A 17,312-nucleotide genomic window follows, 5' to 3' on the forward strand; every position below is an offset into this window, starting at 1 on the left:
GGGACGGGAATGGGTAGGGGCGGCGGGGGCGAGGAAAAGCAGCGCCCACCCGCATCCCCCACGCAACACACCATCGAACGGTTGAGCGACCCCCGGCAATGATTCGGCAAAGAGGAAATGGAGCAGAGTGCTCCGGCGTTCAAGGAGCTGGAGGGCGCTTCACGTCCTCCGTCAGGCATGCCCGCAACCCGGTCAGAGCAGGTCCGCAGCAAGGAGGAACGCCACGTGAGCCAGTACGTGAGCAGGCTCGGGCGCCGCTCCCCGGCGACCCCTTCGAGGCTGAGGCTGCACCGCCGCCCGCGCCGCGTCGCGATGCTCTCCGTGCACACCTCACCCCTGCACCAGCCGGGCACCGGCGACGCGGGCGGCATGAACGTCTACATCGTGGAGCTCGCCCAGCGCCTCGCCGCGATCAACATCGAGGTCGAGATCTTCACGCGCGCGACGACCGGGGCGCTGCCGCCCAAGGTGGAACTCGCGCCCGGAGTCCTCGTACGGCATGTGGACGCCGGCCCGTACGAAGGGCTCGCCAAGGAGGATCTGCCCGCCCAGCTCTGTGCCTTCACGCACGGGGTGATGCAGGCTTGGGCCGGTCATCGGCCCGGCTACTACGACCTGGTCCACTCGCACTACTGGCTCTCCGGCCACGTCGGCTGGCTGGCCGCCGAGCGCTGGGGCGCGCCCCTGGTGCACGCGATGCACACCATGGCGAAGGTCAAGAACGCCGCCCTGGCCGACGGCGACACCCCCGAACCGGCTGCCCGGGTCATCGGCGAGACGCAGATCGTGCGCGCCGCCGACCGCCTCATCGCCAACACCTCCGAAGAGGCCGACGAGCTCGTACGGCACTACGAGGCCGAGCCCGGCAAGGTCGCGGTCGTCCACCCGGGCGTGAACCTCGACCGCTTCCGCCCGGCCGACGGACGCGCCGCCGCGCGCGACCGGCTCGGCCTGCCGCAGGACGCCCTCATACCGCTCTTCGCCGGCCGCATCCAGCCTCTGAAGGCCCCCGACGTGCTGCTGCGCGCGGTCGCCGTCCTCCTGGACGAGCGGCCCGAGCTCCGCTCGAACATCGTGGTGCCCATCGTGGGCGGCCCGAGCGGCAGCGGCCTCGCCAAGCCCGAGGGCCTGCAGAAACTCGCCGCCCGGCTCGGCATCGCCGACGTCGTACGGTTCCGGCCGCCGGTCGGCCAGGAACAGCTCGCCGACTGGTTCCGGGCCGCGTCCGTCCTCGTGATGCCTTCCTACAGCGAGTCCTTCGGGCTCGTCGCCATAGAGGCACAGGCGGCGGGTACGCCGGTGCTCGCGGCAGCGGTGGGCGGTCTGCCCGTCGCGGTGCGGCACAAGGAGACGGGCTTTCTGGTCCCGGGCCACAATCCCGTCGACTACGCGCGCGTGCTGCGCGATTTCGCCGACAACCGGGCGCTCCCGGACCGGATGGGCGCGGCTGCCGCCTGGCACGCCAAGTCCTTCGGCTGGGACACCTCCGCCGCCGCCACGGCGGACGTCTACACGGCGGCGATGCACGAGCACAGGCGTCACGTACGCTCCCACCATGGCTGATGTGGAGAGCGCGGCGGGGACCATCGAGGAGGTCCTGAAGGACGCCGAGATCGAGTGGGAGAGTCCGGAGCCCGGCCACTTCGTGGTGAAGCTGCCCGGCACCCGCAAGCTGTCCACGACCGTCTCGCTGATCGTCGGCAGGCACTCCCTGTCGCTCAACGCCTTCGTCATCCGGCACCCGGACGAGAACGAGCCCGGCGTGCACCGCTGGCTCCTTGAGCGCAACCTCAAGCTCTACGGCGTGAGTTACGCGGTCGACTCCCTCGGCGACATCTACGTGGCGGGCAAGCTCCCGCTCGCCGCGGTCACCGCCGACGAGATCGACCGGCTGCTCGGCTCGGTCCTGGAGGCCGCCGACGGCAGCTTCAACACCCTCCTGGAGCTCGGTTTCGCCTCCGCGATCCGCAAGGAGTACGCCTGGCGGGTGTCGCGCGGCGAGTCCACGCGCAACCTCGACGCGTTCAGTCATCTGACTCGTCGTTCGACCGACTGACCAACTGGTCCGTACTAACTCTCCATCACGCAACCATCGAGCAACTGTCAATCAACCCCTGCACGACTCTTTTCCCGTGCAAGGGGAGCGTGTCATGCTCACCGCCAACGCACATCTGAACTTCGTTCACATCCATGGAAATCCCCATCCCTGGAAGGCGGTTCGGTATGAGTGACCGTTGGGAGGGCCCCACCAGACGGGCCCTGCTCGGCAGCGCGACAGCGGTGGCGGCCGGCGCCGTGACCGGCGGACCGGCGGCGGCAGTCACCGGGCAAGTGCCCGCCCTCTGGCGCGAGTTCACCCGCACCCCCTTCACACACCCGCAGATCCCGTACATCGGCAGGGCCGGTCAACGCGCAGGGGCGGCGCACTTCCCCCGCCGCCCCGTCGTGGCCGACGTCCGCGCGTACGGCGCCACGGCGGACGGCTCGGCCGACTCCGCCCCCGCGATCAACCGTGCCGCCGCTGCCGCCGGAAGGGCCGGCGGCGGCACGGTTCTCATCCCGCCCGGCACCTACCGCCTCGACGGCCTGATCCACGTCGGACACTCGAACGTCGTCCTGCGCGGCGCCGGCAGCGCCCGTACGAAGCTGTACGCGACCCGCAGTCTCACCGAGCTGATCGGCGCCTACGGTTCGCGCTACGGCGGCGACAAGTCGTCCTGGTCATGGGCGGGCGGCCTCATCTGGTTCTGCCCGGCGGACCGCTTCGACAGCCTGATGAGCGCGATCAAGGCGAAGGCCTGGCCCTTCGAGGGCTGGACCGGCAACAAGCGGGACGAGTGGGAGACCCTGACGACGGTCGAGCCCGCCCGCCGGGGCTCCTGGACGGTGACGGTCGCGGACCCCCGACGACTCAGACCCGGCCGGCTCGTCCTCCTCCGCCTCGCCGACGACACCGGGCACACCCTCCTGGAGCACATGGCGGGCGGCGGCCCGGGCCAGGAGGCGTACCGCTGGGACGACAAGACAAAATTGACCAGCTACGTCCCGTACGAGTGGCCCGTGCGCATCGCGCGCGTGCGGGGCAGAAAAGTCACCCTGGAACGACCGCTCCCGCTCGACACCCGCCCCGAATGGGACCCGCGCCTCACCACCCACGTGGAGGCACTGACCGGCTCGGGCGTCGAGGGCCTCACCCTCGAAGCCGTCGAGACCCCGCAGGCCCCGCACCTCCTCGACCGGGGCCACAACGGCGTCACCTTCCAGTGCGCGTACGACTGCTGGGCCGACGACATCGTCGTACGGCACATGGACAACGGCTTCGGCCTGGTGTCCGCCTCCGCCTGCACCCTGCGCGACACCCGGGTCGCGGGCCGGGGGACGCACCACCCGTACTTCTGCCGCGAGGGTTCGCACGACAACCTCGTCGAGGACTTCGTCATCGAGGAGCGCACGGCCCCGGCCCCCGCGGGCACCCAGCTCCACGGCATCAACGTGGAGGGGCTGTCCTCGTACAACGTCTGGTCGCGCGGTGACATGCGGATGGGCACCTTCGACACCCACCGGGGCATGCCCTTCGCGAACGTCCGCACCGACATCACGGTCACCAACAACGGCCGCCACGGCGGCGATGCCATTGCCGGACCGCTCTTCGGCGCCCGCTTCACTCACTGGAACATCCGCGTCACCAACGCCCGCGCCGGCCTGACGAGGATCGACGGCCTCGCCCCCTACAGCGCCACGGTCGGCATCAACGAGGTGACGGAGTTCGACCAGATCGACGTACCCGACTTCTCCGGAGACCTGCATTCCCGCCTGGAGCTCTACGGGACCTCGGGGATGGTACGGCCGCGGAACCTGTACGAGGCCCAGCGCGAGATCCCGGACGTTCGGTCCCGGACGTTCAGCGCGCGCTGAGGCGGTAGCGCCCCGGGGCCACCCCGACCAGCCGTTTGAAGTGCCGGGTCAGATGCGACTGGTCGTAGAAGCCGGTCTCCGCCGCCACCTCGCCCGGTGTACGGCCGTCGAGCAGGAGCCGGCGGGCCCGGTCGACGCGGCGGGACATCAGGTACTGGTGCGGGGCGATCCCGAAGGCACCGCTGAACGCCCGCACCAGGTGGGCGGGGTGGGCGTGCACCAGACGCGCGGCCTCCTCCAGGTTCACCCCCTGGACGAGCCGCTCGTCGAGGAGTTCACGCAGGTCGTGGGCGAGGGTGCGGTCGGGGCGACGCGGGGGATCGTCCCCGGTAGGCGTTCCTGCCCGCGGGCGCAGATGACCGCGCAGCCGCTCGCCGATCAGGGTGAGCCTGCTCTCCGCCTCCAGCTCGTCGCCGGGGTGTGCGAGGGCGCTGTGCAACTGCCCGACGCGCGTCCGCAGTACGGGGTCGACGAGGTCCGGGGTGTCCACCGCCGGGCCGATATAGGTCTCGTCGAGCCGGCTGAGGTCCAGGTACAGCACCCGCTTGCGGAAGCCGGACGGCGTGACAGGCGAGCCGTTGTGCGGGACGTGCGGCGGGAGCAGCGAGACCGTGTCGTGCGGCGTGCCGTGCTCGTGCCGGTCGAGGTCGTACCGCACGGCCCCCGCGTCGACGATCAGCAGCGTCCACGCGTCATGGACGTGCATCGGATACGCGTACTCCGTGAAATGGGCGTGGAACACCTCCACGACACCCGGTACGCGCGGGCGCCACGCGGAGACCTCACGCTGGGCGACCATGCAAAGAACGTACAAGACGGAGGTGTACGTGGCTCGGCAGTCTCAATGCATGAACGCTGAACCCCTTCCCACGGAACCCGCCCGCGTTTCCACGGAACCCGCCCCCGCCGAGCCCGTCCGCTTCGACACCAAGATCGCCGTCCTGCTGCGGGAGGACCTGGAGCCGTGGCAGCGGCTGAACGTGACCGCGTTCCTCGTGAGCGGGATCGGGCCGTCGGTCCCCGAGGTGGTCGGGGAGCCGTACGCGGACGCCGACGGTGTCGGTTACCTGCCGATGTTCCGCCAGCCGGTCCTGGTCTTCGAGGGTACGAAGGAGACGCTGACGGCGGCCCACGCGCGCGTGCTGTCCCGTGCCCTGCCCCGCGCGCTCTTCACCTCCGACCTGTTCACCACGGGCAACGACCGCGACAACCGGGCGGCGGTCCGGGCCGTACCGACGGCGGAGCTGGACCTGGTGGGGCTAGCTGTGTACGGGCCGCGCAACGCGGTGGACAAGGTGATCAAGGGGGCGCGGATGCACCCCTGAGGCGTACGGGAGCACGCCGTGGGATGCGTGGGGCGGGGCCGGCTTATGCCGCGCTGACCTCGGGCTTGGCGGTGGGAAGAGGCTCCTCGGCTGCCTCCGGGTTGTGCTGGTCCTCCGGGTTGTGCAGGTCCTCCGGGTCGTGCTGGTCGTGGGTCGGCAGGTTGCGCATCAGGGCCCAGTACCCGCCCCCGGTGACCGTGCCGATGACCGCGCACGCGCCCCACAGCCACTCCGCCCCGTACCGGTCGATGACGAAACCGGACATCAGGGGCGCGACGAGGGCGGCGACGGACCAGGACATGGTGTACATGCCCTGGTAGCGGCCACGGCCGTGGGTGGGGGAGAGGCCGACGACGAGGCTGGTCTGGGTGGGCGCGTTGACGATCTCGGCGAGGGTCCAGACGCAGACCGTGAGCGCGAAGACGCCGACCGAGCCGGCGAAGGCGGTGAGCCCGAACCCGTACCCGGCGAGGAGGGACGAGAGGACGAGGAGCCGCCTCGGGTCCCGGTGCTGGATGAAGCGGGTGACGGGGATCTGGAGGACGACGATGAGGACGCCGTTGACCGCGATCGCCATGCCGTAGTCGGCGGGGGTGAACCCGGCCTCGCCCATCGCCACGGGCAGGCCCAGATACCCCTGCTGGAAGATCAGCGCGACGAGGAAGGACAGTCCGACGACGCTCATGAAGCGCCCGTCGCGCAGTACGGTCCCGAGCCCGACCTCGGGTTCGTCGACCCCCTTGGAGACCCGCTCGGGCCGGGACTCGGGCAGCTTCGCGAAGACGAGGATCGCGCAGATCATGGTCATCGCGGCCTCGATGAGGAAGCCGGCGAGGTAGCTGTACTCGGCGATGAACCCGGCCCCCATGGCGGAGACGGCGAACCCCAGGTTGATCGCCCAGTAGTTGAGGGAGAAGGCCCGGACGCGGTCCTCGGGCCGGACGATGTCGGCCATCATCGCCTGCACCGCGGGCCGGGAGGCGTTGCTGGCCATTCCGACCAGGAAGGCGACGCCGGCGATGGCGACCGGGTGGTGCACGAAGCCGAGCAGCGCGACGGAGACGGCGGTCGACGACTGGGCGACGAGCAGGGTGGGCCGCCGTCCGAGCCGGTCCGTCATGACGCCCGCGCCGAGGGAGGAGATGACTCCGCCGAGCCCGTGGAGTGCGGCGACCAGTCCGGCGTACGAGGCGGAGTAGCCGCGGTCGAGGGTGAGGTAGAGCGCCATGAAGGTGGCGACGAACGCGCCGAGCCGGTTCACGAGTGTGCTGGTCCACAGCCACCAGAACTCACGGGGAAGACCGGAGAGCGTCTCGCGCGTGACACGTCTCAGGGCGGCGGCGGTCATGGCGGATCCCCCACGGATGTAAGCGGCTGGAGCGGTAGGCACACGTTACGAATCCATCGCGGGGGAGGGCCAGCCATTTAACAGATCCCGTCAACTGTCCGGCTGCCGAGCGGATGCGTGTCCGGCTGCCGGGCGGGCGCGCAACGGATCAAAGCCTTGGATTACGCTCATGCGCATGGCCGACGCACCGTACAAGCTGATCCTCCTCCGCCACGGCGAGAGCGAATGGAACGCGAAGAACCTGTTCACCGGCTGGGTGGACGTCAACCTCAACGAGAAGGGCGAGAAGGAGGCAGTCCGCGGCGGCGAGCTTCTGAAGGACGCCGGCCTTCTCCCCGATGTGGTCCACACCTCGCTCCAGAAGCGCGCGATCCGCACCGCCCAGCTGTCGCTGGAGTCGGCGGACCGCCACTGGATCCCGGTCCACCGCTCCTGGCGCCTGAACGAGCGCCACTACGGTGCGCTGCAGGGCAAGGACAAGGCGCAGACCCTCGCGGAGTTCGGCGAGGAGCAGTTCATGCTGTGGCGCCGCTCGTACGACACCCCGCCCCCGCCCCTTGAGGACGGCACGGAGTTCTCCCAGTCGGACGACCCGCGCTACGCGACGATCCCCCCGGAGCTCCGCCCCCGCACGGAGTGCCTGAAGGACGTCGTCGTCCGCATGCTCCCGTACTGGTACGACGGCATCGTCCCCGACCTCCTGGCCGGCCGCACGGTCCTGGTCGCGGCCCACGGCAACAGCCTCCGCGCCCTCGTCAAGCACCTGGACGGTGTCTCGGACGCGGACATCGCAGGCTTGAACATCCCCACGGGCATCCCCCTCGCCTACGAACTCGACGCCGACTTCAAGCCGCTGAACCCGGGCGGAACCTACCTGGACCCGGACGCGGCGGCGGCTGCGATCGAGGCTGTGAAGAACCAGGGCAAGAAGAAGTAAACAAGCACATACCTGAAAGCCCTCGCCCCGCGATTTCCTCGCGGGGCGGGGGCTTTTGGCATGGGAAGGTGCCCGGCGGTCGGGCATGAGCGCGTGTCAGGTCACCCGGCCGTCCCCGGCCTCTCGGTGCATGCCCGTGCAGAGCGCCCAGACGACGAAGATGTTGACGGCGACCAGGGCCAGGGCCCAGAGCGGGTAGTACGGCACCCACAGGAAGTTGGCGAGCGCGCCCAGGCCTGCCACGAGCACGCCGAAGAAGCGTGCCCAGAGTGCCCCGGTGAGCACCGCGCAACCCGCGAAGACGAGGACGACTCCCAGGATGAGGTGGACCCAGCCCCAGCCCGCCAGGCTGAACTCGAACACGTAGTTGCGTGTCGAGATGAACAGGTCGTCCTTGGCGACGGCCGCGATCCCCTCGAAGATCGCCATCGCTCCACCGAACATCATCAGCACCGCGGCGAAGACGGTGATCCCGGACGTGGGCCCGTGCCAGGGGCGCGGATCGGTCGCGTCGGCCGATTTGTGTTGCGTGGCATAACTGGCCATGCCGGCCTCCTCGGGTCGCAGAGCCGTCCGGTCCGGCTCCGAGCACCCGGACTGACTCGATCCCCGGTCTCAGCGTGGCACGACGTCTCCCGGTCGGCATTCCGAAGCCGGGGCGCGACTTCGTCGATCTTGGATCACGGGTCACAGGGGCGCGCGATGGGGAAGGCTCGGTCGGCCTCGCGCGTTTGCCTGGCGCAGAGAGTCCAAGTCCGCTCGCATCCCGTCTCTGAGTTCCTGGCGGGTGTCGTTGAAGTCGTCTCGGGCAGCTCATGGCACCGGCTCGCGTGCCGGATCTGCTCCCTGCCGGAGAGGGCGGCCGCAAGGTAGTCGGCGTAGAGGGTCGTGCGTCGATCTCGCTCGTGCCGTCGTTACTCGCACTTCCACCGGCCTCGCTCCACCGTCCAGCCGGAGACGACGGCGATGCCCCCACCGATCAGCGCACTTGCAGGGGCAGCCCAGTCCACCGGGCGACCCTACAAGCTGCATCTGGCCTTGTGGGGAGTGGAGTTGATGACTCCGATCCTGGCTTCCCGAACTGAGAAGCCGGGCTCCGCGGGCGAGCGGGTCAGGTCAGGGGAGCGGGGCTTGCTGATGGCTCGCTGCGGCCCACCGAGGTCTGGTTTCGTTGCTCGACCCACTGGCGGAGTTCCTCGTCGCCGACCCGCTCGACGGCTCCGAGTAGTTGTTGCCGGGCCCCTTCGTTACGTTCGGATTCAGGCAGCAGTTGATACCGGTTGACGGCTCGTCGCAGGACCTCACGTGACTGCGATGCCAGTACATAGCGGGGGCCGTGCGCGAAGACTTGGCGAAAACCGGTGAAGAAGAGGGCCCCACCCGCGATGAGAGCGGTCAGCCATGCCGGGGCGCCGAGTCCTGCCGCCACCACCGTGGACGATGACGTGGCAAGGGCGCCCAGTTCGCTCAGGCGATACCAACGACGGGCCGAGTCCCGCGTTTTCTCGTAGAAGGCCAAGTCGCCCTGAGCCAGGGCAAGTACGGGGTCGGGGGAGTCCAGCCAGGTGTTGGTATCCGGTGTCCTTCGGCGCATGGCTCCATGGTGTCCTCAGCAGGGCCTGCAGGGAACCGATTCGCCATGCACGGCAGCGTTGTGGCCCGTCACCACCCGAACTGCATCAGCCTGGTGATCGGCCGCAAGGCGCGTTGATGCGGCTCAGTAGTAGTAAAAGGAGTAGAGAACTTCCGCTTCTATGGGTTCTGTGGTGATTGCTGAAGTCTGTTTGAGAGGCGTTCCACTCTTACTTTGACTGGGTGGCCAGTTGGGATGAAAACGCAATCACTCTGCAAAGAGCGGATCCGCTCTCGGGCCTCGCGTTCACGACCGGCGTCAGTGAGCAGTTTGGCTATCCACCAACGGCGATCAAGCACGGCCAAATCCCTAGGACCCAGCACGCGGGTACTCTCCCGCACAGCGGAATCCAGCAACTCCAGGCCCTCGTGATGAGCGCCGGAGGAGAACGTTGACCAAGCCACGCCGAACTTTATGCCCAGGACAATGCGATGCTCGCTGCCGAACACGGAGGCGGCTCTGTGCTCCAGTTCACTGGACAGGAGGATGGCTTCGTCATAGCGGCCGCAATGCGCGGTGAAGGTCGAGACTTGGCTCTCTGCCATCAGGCAGTCTTCGTGATTGTCTCCAAGTTCTTGCCGGAGGGCCTGCAGCCTTCGCTGGGCGGAAATCAGCGCTCTCTCCGCTGACTGGAGTGGCATGCCGAACTCAAAGAGCATGCCTTCGGCTTGACCGATACCGGCTTGGGCTGCCCGGCGCAACGTTGGGTGAGCAGACTCGAAGCTGCCCGCCAACCAAGCGTTGCATGCGATGGTATAAGCCTCGTGTACCGGGGCAAGCTCCAACACCACCTGCCACAAGGCTTCCAGGATCGGCTCCTGTGTCGGGAGGTCGATCAGATAGTCGAAGGCCAAATAGCCGCGGATGGCGTCGCCGAGCAAGAGGCTGTTCGCTCCGGCCGGGACGGTCGAAGCCAAGGCCCAAGTCAAGGCTTCCTGGAAGGGCTCAGGACGCAACTCAGGTCCCCCGCGGCGCTCAAGGTAGCTCTCATGCAGTCGCTGGAGCACCTCCGCGGGCATGGGTCGGTGATAGCCCGCCCGACGAGCGTCGACCGCGGCGGCCACCAAGGCCGCTCCACGAGGATGGTGCCCAGGGACCCAGCCATGCTGCCAGGCCTGCGCCAACTCTGGTCCAGCAGCGAGCATCTCGGCCACCCCGAACCGTTCACCTCCCGCCAGCGCCCGACTCAATCGAGGATCAGCTACCAGCGCTCGAGCACGCGTCCGCTCCGCCACGGTCCACCGTCGCTCGATGTGCACCACCTGGGCCTGCCGAAGTACAGACCGCCCTTGACGCCAAACTTCCTGATCGACTCCGGAGACCTCGCGTTCCGCACGGTCGCCGTAGCGGGTGTACTCGTGACTGCGCATGGTGGCCAACACCACCACCCTGTCCTGAGGCGCCAGGAGGCGATGCAGGGCTGACAAGGTCAACCCACCTGGGCCCAGAAAGCGCTCCAGGTCATCCAGCCACACCACACAATCACCGGTACCTCCCCAGTCCTCCAGCAGCACCTCCACGGCTTCTCGCGTCGAGGGAGCGAGAAAGTGGTAGTCCGGTAAGAGCAGCCGCATCGCTTCAAACGCCGCACGCGTCTTGCCTGCGGTGGATTCTCCAACCAGCAGCACAAATCCACCGCGGCGTAGCGCGCTGTGCAGCTGGGGTTCTAGGTCACGAGTTACATAAGCCGGCAGTCGATCGATTGTCCCGGCCAATTCCAATGCCTCTGATGGATGCACGCCCACGGCCACCGGGTCGCGTAAGTTGCGCACCAGCGGAAATTGCCCGTCAGATGTGGCGATCGCCAATGCCCCAGGCCGACGGCGAGCAAACTCTGCCTGTCGCTGCCACTCTGTGTGCACTCCGACCGTAGCCACGCTGACCACAGCCGCAATCGCTGCCCCCAACACTCCTGCCCATACCTCTGACCCCCACAATGTGGCCAGCAACCCTACTGCCACGCTCACCACTGCCACCAGCACTAGACGCATCCATAACCGATCCTGTTCCTGCACGGCGCCCTTCGCCCCATTCGCAGCCAGACGGCAATACCCCTCACCCGAAATCCCCTTGACGTCGTGGACTTTCTGCGGGTAATTCAGGTATCGCAGATCTGTAGAACCCTGGGAAGTGCTTACGCCGTCCAAGTGCTACCTGTAAGGTCCCTACTGCACCAGCTCGGCCGTAAAGTGCACCTCGTCTTTACTTATGGCCACGGGAGTCAACTCGGCCACGGCCCACAGCATCATCATCGCAAGAGCGTAGTAGTTCGACAGGAACCACCGGTTGGCGGATGGTGTCGGCGCGAACGTGCCAGGACAGCGCTGGGACTGTGTATGGGCGCCCTCTGCCGTCGAGCCCGCTACAGGCAGCCTCAGTAGAGGTCTTCACCTCGGCAGTAAAAGTGTTGAGGCCGGCAACGGTGGCCTTGGACTCGGAGTATCCGGGGCTCGCAACACAGGAGCGAGCGGGGCGGCAGCTCGGCACAGCTGCCGCCCTACTGCTTGCAACCGTCGCTCGCCCGGGCTTTGAAAGGGTGGGGCATGGCGAACTCGGCCTGTGGGAAGGAGGTGTCAGGAGTCCGGAATGTCGGCCTTGGCGCGAACTAGTGTGTCTCGGGTGATGACGACTATCCGCTCGTTCTCGGCGCGGGAGGCATCGTCGGGGAGGCTGCAGTCGATGTGGTCGGTCTCGTCGGTTCCGATGATGGCGAAGCTGCCGTCGGCGAGTTCGAAGATGTCGGGACAGGCCTGGCCTCCGACACTTCCTCGCTCGGCTGGGGATGCCCCAACGCGGCGAACGATCTTCAAAGTGGTTCGGTCCTTGCCCTGATCGAAGTGATGGTTGGGCGCCCAAGTTACCTCTGTGGCCAGGCAGTTGTGGCTAAGAGGAATCCCGCGCGCATTCCTCACCCAGAAGGAGGCATATACGCATCGCTGATGGTGTGGGTGGTTCCGACCCCGATGGCACAGGCGTCAATTCTCAGGGGTGTCTCCGGCGACCCACCAGTCGTCCCCGTTCGCCTCGGCGTGGTCCAGGGCCGCCACGAGAGCGTCGACCATCCTGCCGAGTTCGGCCTCCTCCGAGTCCGCCACCAGGCTCGCCCTGTGATGCCGGGTCGCCTCCCAGTACTCGCGCATGGCGCGGCTCTGGAAGATGTAGCGGAGGTGGCCGTGCAGGTCGGCAAGGCTGAGCACGCCGAGCTGATACCCCTGATAGGCATGCTGGTAGAGGGTGTTCGCGAACAGATGCCGACGGTGGGTGTTTGGGTGCAGATCTCCCTCGTATGCGTCGAGTCCCGGAAGGAGCGACGGATCCTCGGTGGCCCGCCCGATCAGTCGGTGGTGGTCCCGTCGGTACTCGGTCAGCGTGTCCCGTCGCTGCTTCTCCTGAACGAGGGCTTCGAGTCGTCGTAGCGAGACGTGGATGCGGAACGCCGTGACGCGTACGAGCGTGGCCGCGATGACATGCTTCACCGATACGGCGCTTCGGTTCCGACGCCCAACCTTGCGTGTGACCATCTGTTTCCCCGCTTCGGTGCCGCCGAGCCGATCCGGCGACCGATCGACACGGCGCTTACCGGCAGACTTCAATCCCAGGCTGCTTGGTGAACCCTCCCGGTGCCAGTGCGGATAGGCAGCGCATGGAGGTGGCGCTCGGCGGCAGGACCCGTTGTTGTGCCTTCTCTGTGCCCCTGGGGCCGTCACGAAGCGTCGGTTGGGGCGGCCGGCTCTTGACGAAGTGGCTCAACAGGGCTTCACCGACCCCACGGCAGGCAGCGACGAGCTGAATAGGGATGTTCATGAGGTCCTGGACGAGCCCGCACGATCCTGCGTGGCTTGCGACAGCGTCCTCCGCCATCCGAGATCCCTTGCGAGGGCGAGGACACATAGTGGGGGCCAAGCTCGCCAGCCCGGCTGGCGGTCGCGATCGAGCTCGATCCGATACCGGGCGGGATAGCGGCGGCAACGAGCCCGAGCCGTACAAGGGCTGCGACGCCGATCTCTGGGTGTACGCGGGAACATTTACCGTCTACGACGGCACGAGGCAGACGGCCTAGGTACTGCCGCGAAGCCGCGGGGAGGAACGGCTGGTGGCCGGGCAACGACTCGGGCCGCGACTGCTTCACCAAGCGTATCGGCGGTACGACCGCGTACCTCACCGTGGAGGGACCGAACGATGGCACGGTCACCACGTAGACCATTGCGGACCACGCCGGAACGGGGCTGGTACTGACCCGGAGCGGCGACCGTACGCGCCATGCCGTACGCACGAAAGCGTTCCGCGACCGTACATACGAAAGGGCCCCGCACCTGAAGTGGGGCCCGTTCGCAGTCATTCCCGGTCAGTCGTTCGCAGTCATGCGTCGTACGTGATCAGCGGCGCCGGCGCGTCAACCGAGTCGGCACATCACCGGCCCCGGAGCATCGAGCGCCCCGGCGCGGTCAGCCGCACTGGCACGGATTGCCGGACTGGCACCCGCAGCCGCAGCCCGAGCCGCAGCCGCAGGCGCCGAAGAGTGGCAGGCTCTTGATCTCGGCGGGCTGCTCGGTCTCGCGGTCCTGGGTCGGGTCGGGCGTGGTGGGGGATTCGGCCATGGGTCCCTCCTCGAAGGCTTGTGCCTACACCCATTGCATGCCCACCCGGTCGGGCGCATCAACGGCGCACAGAGGCTCGCGCGCCCCGCACCGATTCGATGCGCCCGGCGCACACCGCCCAGGAGCGCGGGGCCGTATCAATGTGCGGCTCCGCCGCGTGGGCGAGACCAGCCGGGGATCACCCGCGCCAGTACCCGCCCATCCACGCACCTCATCAGCCCCGCCCCCACAGGAGCCCGGCCACCGCCGGAGGCCTACGCCCCTTCCACCTGCGGCGCGGACTGGAGCTCGTCCGCGTGCTCGCCCGTCACCAGGTACACCACACGGTTGGCCACGGACACCGCGTGGTCGGCGAACCGCTCGTAGTAACGGCCGAGCAGCGTCACGTCCACGGCCGTCTCGATGCCGTGCTTCCACCGGTCGTCCAGCAGGTGCTGGAAGAGGGTGCGGTGGAGGAGGTCCATCGCGTCGTCGTCCTGCTCCAGCTGCAGCGCGAGGTCGACGTCCTTGGTGATGATGACCTCCGCGGCCTTCGCCATCAGACGCTGCGCGAGCTGGCCCATCTCCAGGATCGTGGCGTGCAGGTCGTGCGGGATCGCGCGCTCCGGGAAGCGGAGCCGTGCGAGCTTCGCCACATGCTGGGCGAGGTCGCCGGAGCGCTCCAGGTCGGCGGACATCCGGAGCGAGGTGACGACGATCCGCAGGTCGGTGGCGACCGGCTGCTGCCGGGCCAGCAGGGCTATCGCCCGCGCCTCCAGCTCGTGCTGGAGATCGTCGACCCTCTGGTCGCCGGCGATCACGCTCTCCGCCAGCTTCAGGTCGGAGTCGAGGATCGCCGTCGTCGCGCGACCGATCGCCGAGCCGACGAGACGGGCCATCTCGACCAGGCCCTCGCCGATCGAGTCAAGTTCCTCGTGGTACGCGTCCCGCATCAGGATGTCCCTCTCTACGTCTCATTCGGGGGGTTCAGGGGGCTAGGGCCTGCGTCGAAAGTGTCGCCTGCCGGGCGGCGTCTGGCACGCACTCCGGCCGCACCGGGCGAAAGCCCGAGTACGTCCAGTACGCGGGCCTCCGCCCGGCACGCCCGGAGCACGCACCAGACGCCGCCCGGCCCGCCCTTCGGGCGGACGACGCCACTTTCGACACAGGCCCTCGAACCCCACGCTCCCACGGTCCGGCCTGAACGCGTCGGTTTCCGCCCCGTCAAATGAACCATCACTGGCCCCCAGGTGAACTCTGGGCGACACCGCCTCTTCTCCCTGGTGGGAGGCGTGCCCATTGCCCTCGTACGAAGTGAACCAGCATGGTCTCCAGGGTGAACTCTGGGCGACGAGTGTTCGAGTCCACCCTCGGACGGCTGTGACCGGGGCGTACAGCGTGCCTAACCTGGAGCCATGGACGTGAACGCGGCGGTCGCCGCAGCGGCAGCGATCGCCGGTGTACTTACCGGTGTCATCGCCATGCTGGCGTTCCGCTGGAGCGAGCGGGAACAGAAACGCCCCACCCGCACCTCTCTGCACACGGACCCGGTGCTTCCGCCGGGCGTGGACACGGTCCTGTCCGTGCTCCGCTCCTCCGCGGTCGTCCTCGACGAGGCCGACGCCGTGGTCAAGGCCAGCTCGGCAGCCTACGCCCTCGGTCTCGTCCGGGGCGGAAAACTGGCCGTCGAGCCGATGCTCCAGATGGCGCGCGACACCCGCAGGGACGGGGAGATACGGCAGGTCGAGCTGGACCTGCCCCGGCGGGGCACCGGCCGCGGCGAGGCACTCGCCGTGTCCGCCCGGGTGGCGCCGCTCGGCTCCCGGCTCGTACTGCTCCTCGTCGAGGACCTCACCGAGGCCCGCCGCATCGAGGCCGTACGACGCGACTTCGTCGCCAACGTCAGCCATGAGCTCAAGACGCCCGTCGGCGCGCTCTCGCTGCTCTCCGAAGCGGTCATGGGCGCCTCGGAGGAACCGGAGGCCGTGGAGCGCTTCGCCGGGCGCATGCAGATAGAGGCGACCCGCCTCACCAACCTCGTCCAGGAGCTCATCGACCTCTCCCGGGTCCAGAACGACGACCCGCTGGAGGACGCCGAGCCCGTCCGTATCGACGAGCTGGTCGCCGAGGCGATCGACCGCTGCCGCCACCAGGCCGGCGCGAAGCAGATCACCATGGCCGCCGGCGGTACCGCCGACCTGAGTATCTGGGGCAACCGGGGTCAGCTGGCCGCCGCGCTGGGCAACCTCGTGGAGAACGCCGTCAACTACTCGCCCGCCCGCACCCGGGTCGGCATAGCCGCGCGCCGGGTGACCGCGCCCGGCGGAGACCTCATCGAGATCGCCGTGACCGACCAGGGCATCGGCATCTCCGACAAGGACAAGGAGCGCATCTTCGAGCGCTTCTACCGCGTCGACCCGGCCCGCTCCCGCGCAACCGGCGGTACGGGACTGGGGCTCGCGATCGTCAAGCACGTGGCGGCCTCGCACAGCGGGGAGGTCACGGTGTGGAGCTCCGAGGGTCAGGGCTCCACCTTCACCCTGAGGCTGCCGGAGGCGGGCGCGGCCCGCGACCGCGCGACCGACGACCAGACACCCGGACTCGACGAAGACGACGAGACCGGTCAGACCGACGGGACGACCACCGTCTCATCCCCGTACGAACCGTTTTCTGCCCCGGAGGTCCTTCCGTGACCCGAGTGCTCGTCGTCGAGGACGAGGAGTCCTTCAGCGACGCTCTGTCCTACATGCTCCGCAAGGAGGGCTTCGAGGTCGCCATCGCGACCACCGGGCCCGACGGACTCGACGAGTTCGAGCGCAACGGCGCCGACCTCGTCCTCCTCGACCTGATGCTGCCCGGACTGCCCGGCACCGAGGTGTGCCGCCAGCTGCGCAGCCGATCCAACGTCCCGGTGATCATGGTCACCGCCAAGGACAGCGAGATCGACAAGGTCGTGGGGCTCGAAATAGGAGCCGATGACTATGTCACCAAGCCCTTCTCGTCCCGCGAGCTGGTGGCCCGTATCCGGGCCGTCCTGCGCCGCCGCGGCGAGCCCGAGGAGGTCACCCCGGCGGCCCTGGAGGCCGGTCCGGTCCGTATGGACGTGGACCGCCACGTGGTCACCGTCTCCGGCTCCAAGGTCGACCTGCCTCTCAAGGAGTTCGACCTCCTGGAGATGCTGCTGCGCAACGCGGGCCGCGTACTGACCCGTATGCAGCTCATCGACCGGGTCTGGGGCGCCGACTACGTGGGCGACACCAAGACCCTCGACGTCCACGTCAAGCGCCTCCGCGCCAAGATCGAGCCGGACCCGGGCGCACCGCGCTACCTGGTGACGGTCCGCGGGCTGGGCTACAAATTTGAGCCCTAAGTCGCCATGCTGATACGTTAAGTGACCCTCGCCGTCGGGTGGACGGAGAGGCTAAACGCTTGTGGAGCGTTGGTAAGACCCGGAGCGATCCGGGCGCGATGCTGTGAAGCAGGAATCCCCTTGAGGGTGCACCAAAAGTTCGAGCCGTAACGCTCAGGACCGCCAAGGGCGGGAACCGATAACCAAGGTTCCCGCCCTTGGCGGTCC

At 68.3% G+C, this 17,312-nt stretch carries 16 protein-coding genes; 7 read left to right on the forward strand and 9 right to left on the reverse strand.

Annotated elements, in window-relative coordinates; all coding sequences use genetic code 11:
- Positions 1-225 precede the first annotated feature (225 nt).
- From mshA to AOK17_RS41505, 3 genes are all read left to right on the forward strand, one after another.
- Positions 226-1,563 carry a D-inositol-3-phosphate glycosyltransferase gene (gene mshA / locus AOK17_RS41495; RefSeq protein WP_055617833.1) on the forward strand — a complete coding sequence of 446 codons (1,338 nt, stop codon included), beginning with the start codon at positions 226-228 and terminating at the stop codon, positions 1,561-1,563.
- Positions 1,556-2,056, forward strand: coding sequence for a type III secretion system chaperone family protein (locus AOK17_RS41500; protein ID WP_055617823.1), 501 nt, complete (start codon positions 1,556-1,558; stop codon positions 2,054-2,056). The genes mshA and AOK17_RS41500 overlap by 8 nt, the downstream gene beginning before the upstream one ends.
- Positions 2,057-2,223: 167 nt before the next feature.
- Positions 2,224-3,915, forward strand: coding sequence for a glycosyl hydrolase family 28-related protein (locus tag AOK17_RS41505; protein WP_055617824.1), 1,692 nt, complete (start codon positions 2,224-2,226; stop codon positions 3,913-3,915).
- On the opposite strand, the gene AOK17_RS41510 is transcribed toward AOK17_RS41505, so the two are convergent.
- Positions 3,902-4,714 (reverse strand): helix-turn-helix transcriptional regulator, encoded by an 813-nt coding sequence (locus AOK17_RS41510; RefSeq protein ID WP_055617825.1) that lies wholly within the window; start codon positions 4,712-4,714, stop codon positions 3,902-3,904. The genes AOK17_RS41505 and AOK17_RS41510 overlap by 14 nt on opposite strands.
- Before the next feature lie 49 nt (positions 4,715-4,763).
- Here AOK17_RS41510 and AOK17_RS41515 point away from each other — a divergent pair, with 49 nt between their 5' ends.
- The gene (locus AOK17_RS41515; protein ID WP_055617826.1) at positions 4,764-5,240 is read left to right on the forward strand and encodes a DUF2000 domain-containing protein; all 477 of its coding nucleotides are present in this window, start codon (positions 4,764-4,766) and stop codon (positions 5,238-5,240) included.
- Between the two features lie 43 nt (positions 5,241-5,283).
- Here AOK17_RS41515 and AOK17_RS41520 read toward each other — a convergent pair whose 3' ends face one another.
- On the reverse strand, positions 5,284-6,588 hold the full coding sequence (locus AOK17_RS41520) for an MDR family MFS transporter (RefSeq protein ID WP_079053581.1): 1,305 nt from the start codon (positions 6,586-6,588) through the stop codon (positions 5,284-5,286).
- A 175-nt stretch (positions 6,589-6,763) separates the two neighbouring features.
- Here AOK17_RS41520 and AOK17_RS41525 point away from each other — a divergent pair, with 175 nt between their 5' ends.
- The gene (locus AOK17_RS41525; RefSeq protein ID WP_055617834.1) at positions 6,764-7,525 is read left to right on the forward strand and encodes a phosphoglyceromutase; all 762 of its coding nucleotides are present in this window, start codon (positions 6,764-6,766) and stop codon (positions 7,523-7,525) included.
- A 96-nt stretch (positions 7,526-7,621) separates the two neighbouring features.
- Here AOK17_RS41525 and AOK17_RS41530 read toward each other — a convergent pair whose 3' ends face one another.
- From AOK17_RS41530 to phoU, 7 genes are all read right to left on the reverse strand, one after another.
- Entirely contained in the window at positions 7,622-8,071 is a 450-nt protein-coding gene (locus tag AOK17_RS41530; protein WP_055617827.1) for a DUF7144 family membrane protein, read from the reverse strand.
- A gap of 565 nt (positions 8,072-8,636) precedes the next feature.
- Positions 8,637-9,119, reverse strand: coding sequence for an SLATT domain-containing protein (locus tag AOK17_RS49365; protein WP_079053582.1), 483 nt, complete (start codon positions 9,117-9,119; stop codon positions 8,637-8,639).
- Positions 9,120-9,277: 158 nt separating this feature from the next.
- The gene (locus AOK17_RS51050; RefSeq protein WP_157881500.1) at positions 9,278-10,966 is read right to left on the reverse strand and encodes a hypothetical protein; all 1,689 of its coding nucleotides are present in this window, start codon (positions 10,964-10,966) and stop codon (positions 9,278-9,280) included.
- A 765-nt stretch (positions 10,967-11,731) separates the two neighbouring features.
- On the reverse strand, positions 11,732-11,968 hold the full coding sequence (locus AOK17_RS41545; RefSeq protein WP_055617830.1) for a hypothetical protein: 237 nt from the start codon (positions 11,966-11,968) through the stop codon (positions 11,732-11,734).
- 165 nt (positions 11,969-12,133) lie between these two features.
- Entirely contained in the window at positions 12,134-12,634 is a 501-nt protein-coding gene (locus AOK17_RS41550) for a DUF6082 family protein (protein ID WP_245697700.1), read from the reverse strand.
- 969 nt (positions 12,635-13,603) lie between these two features.
- Positions 13,604-13,756 (reverse strand): hypothetical protein, encoded by a 153-nt coding sequence (locus AOK17_RS51435; protein WP_165450230.1) that lies wholly within the window; start codon positions 13,754-13,756, stop codon positions 13,604-13,606.
- Between the two features lie 254 nt (positions 13,757-14,010).
- A complete protein-coding gene (phoU, locus tag AOK17_RS41555) occupies positions 14,011-14,688 on the reverse strand; it encodes a phosphate signaling complex protein PhoU (protein ID WP_055617831.1) in 678 nt (225 codons plus the stop codon).
- A gap of 462 nt (positions 14,689-15,150) precedes the next feature.
- Between phoU and phoR the strand changes: the two genes are divergently transcribed.
- On the forward strand, positions 15,151-16,428 hold the full coding sequence (phoR, locus tag AOK17_RS41560) for a two-component system sensor histidine kinase PhoR (protein WP_055617832.1): 1,278 nt from the start codon (positions 15,151-15,153) through the stop codon (positions 16,426-16,428).
- Entirely contained in the window at positions 16,425-17,105 is a 681-nt protein-coding gene (gene phoP / locus AOK17_RS41565) for a two-component system response regulator PhoP (protein ID WP_033322296.1), read from the forward strand. The genes phoR and phoP overlap by 4 nt, the downstream gene beginning before the upstream one ends.
- Positions 17,106-17,312: the final 207 nt, after the last annotated feature.

The organism is Streptomyces phaeochromogenes (assembly GCF_001418655.1).
GTDB lineage: Bacteria > Actinomycetota > Actinomycetes > Streptomycetales > Streptomycetaceae > Streptomyces > Streptomyces phaeochromogenes.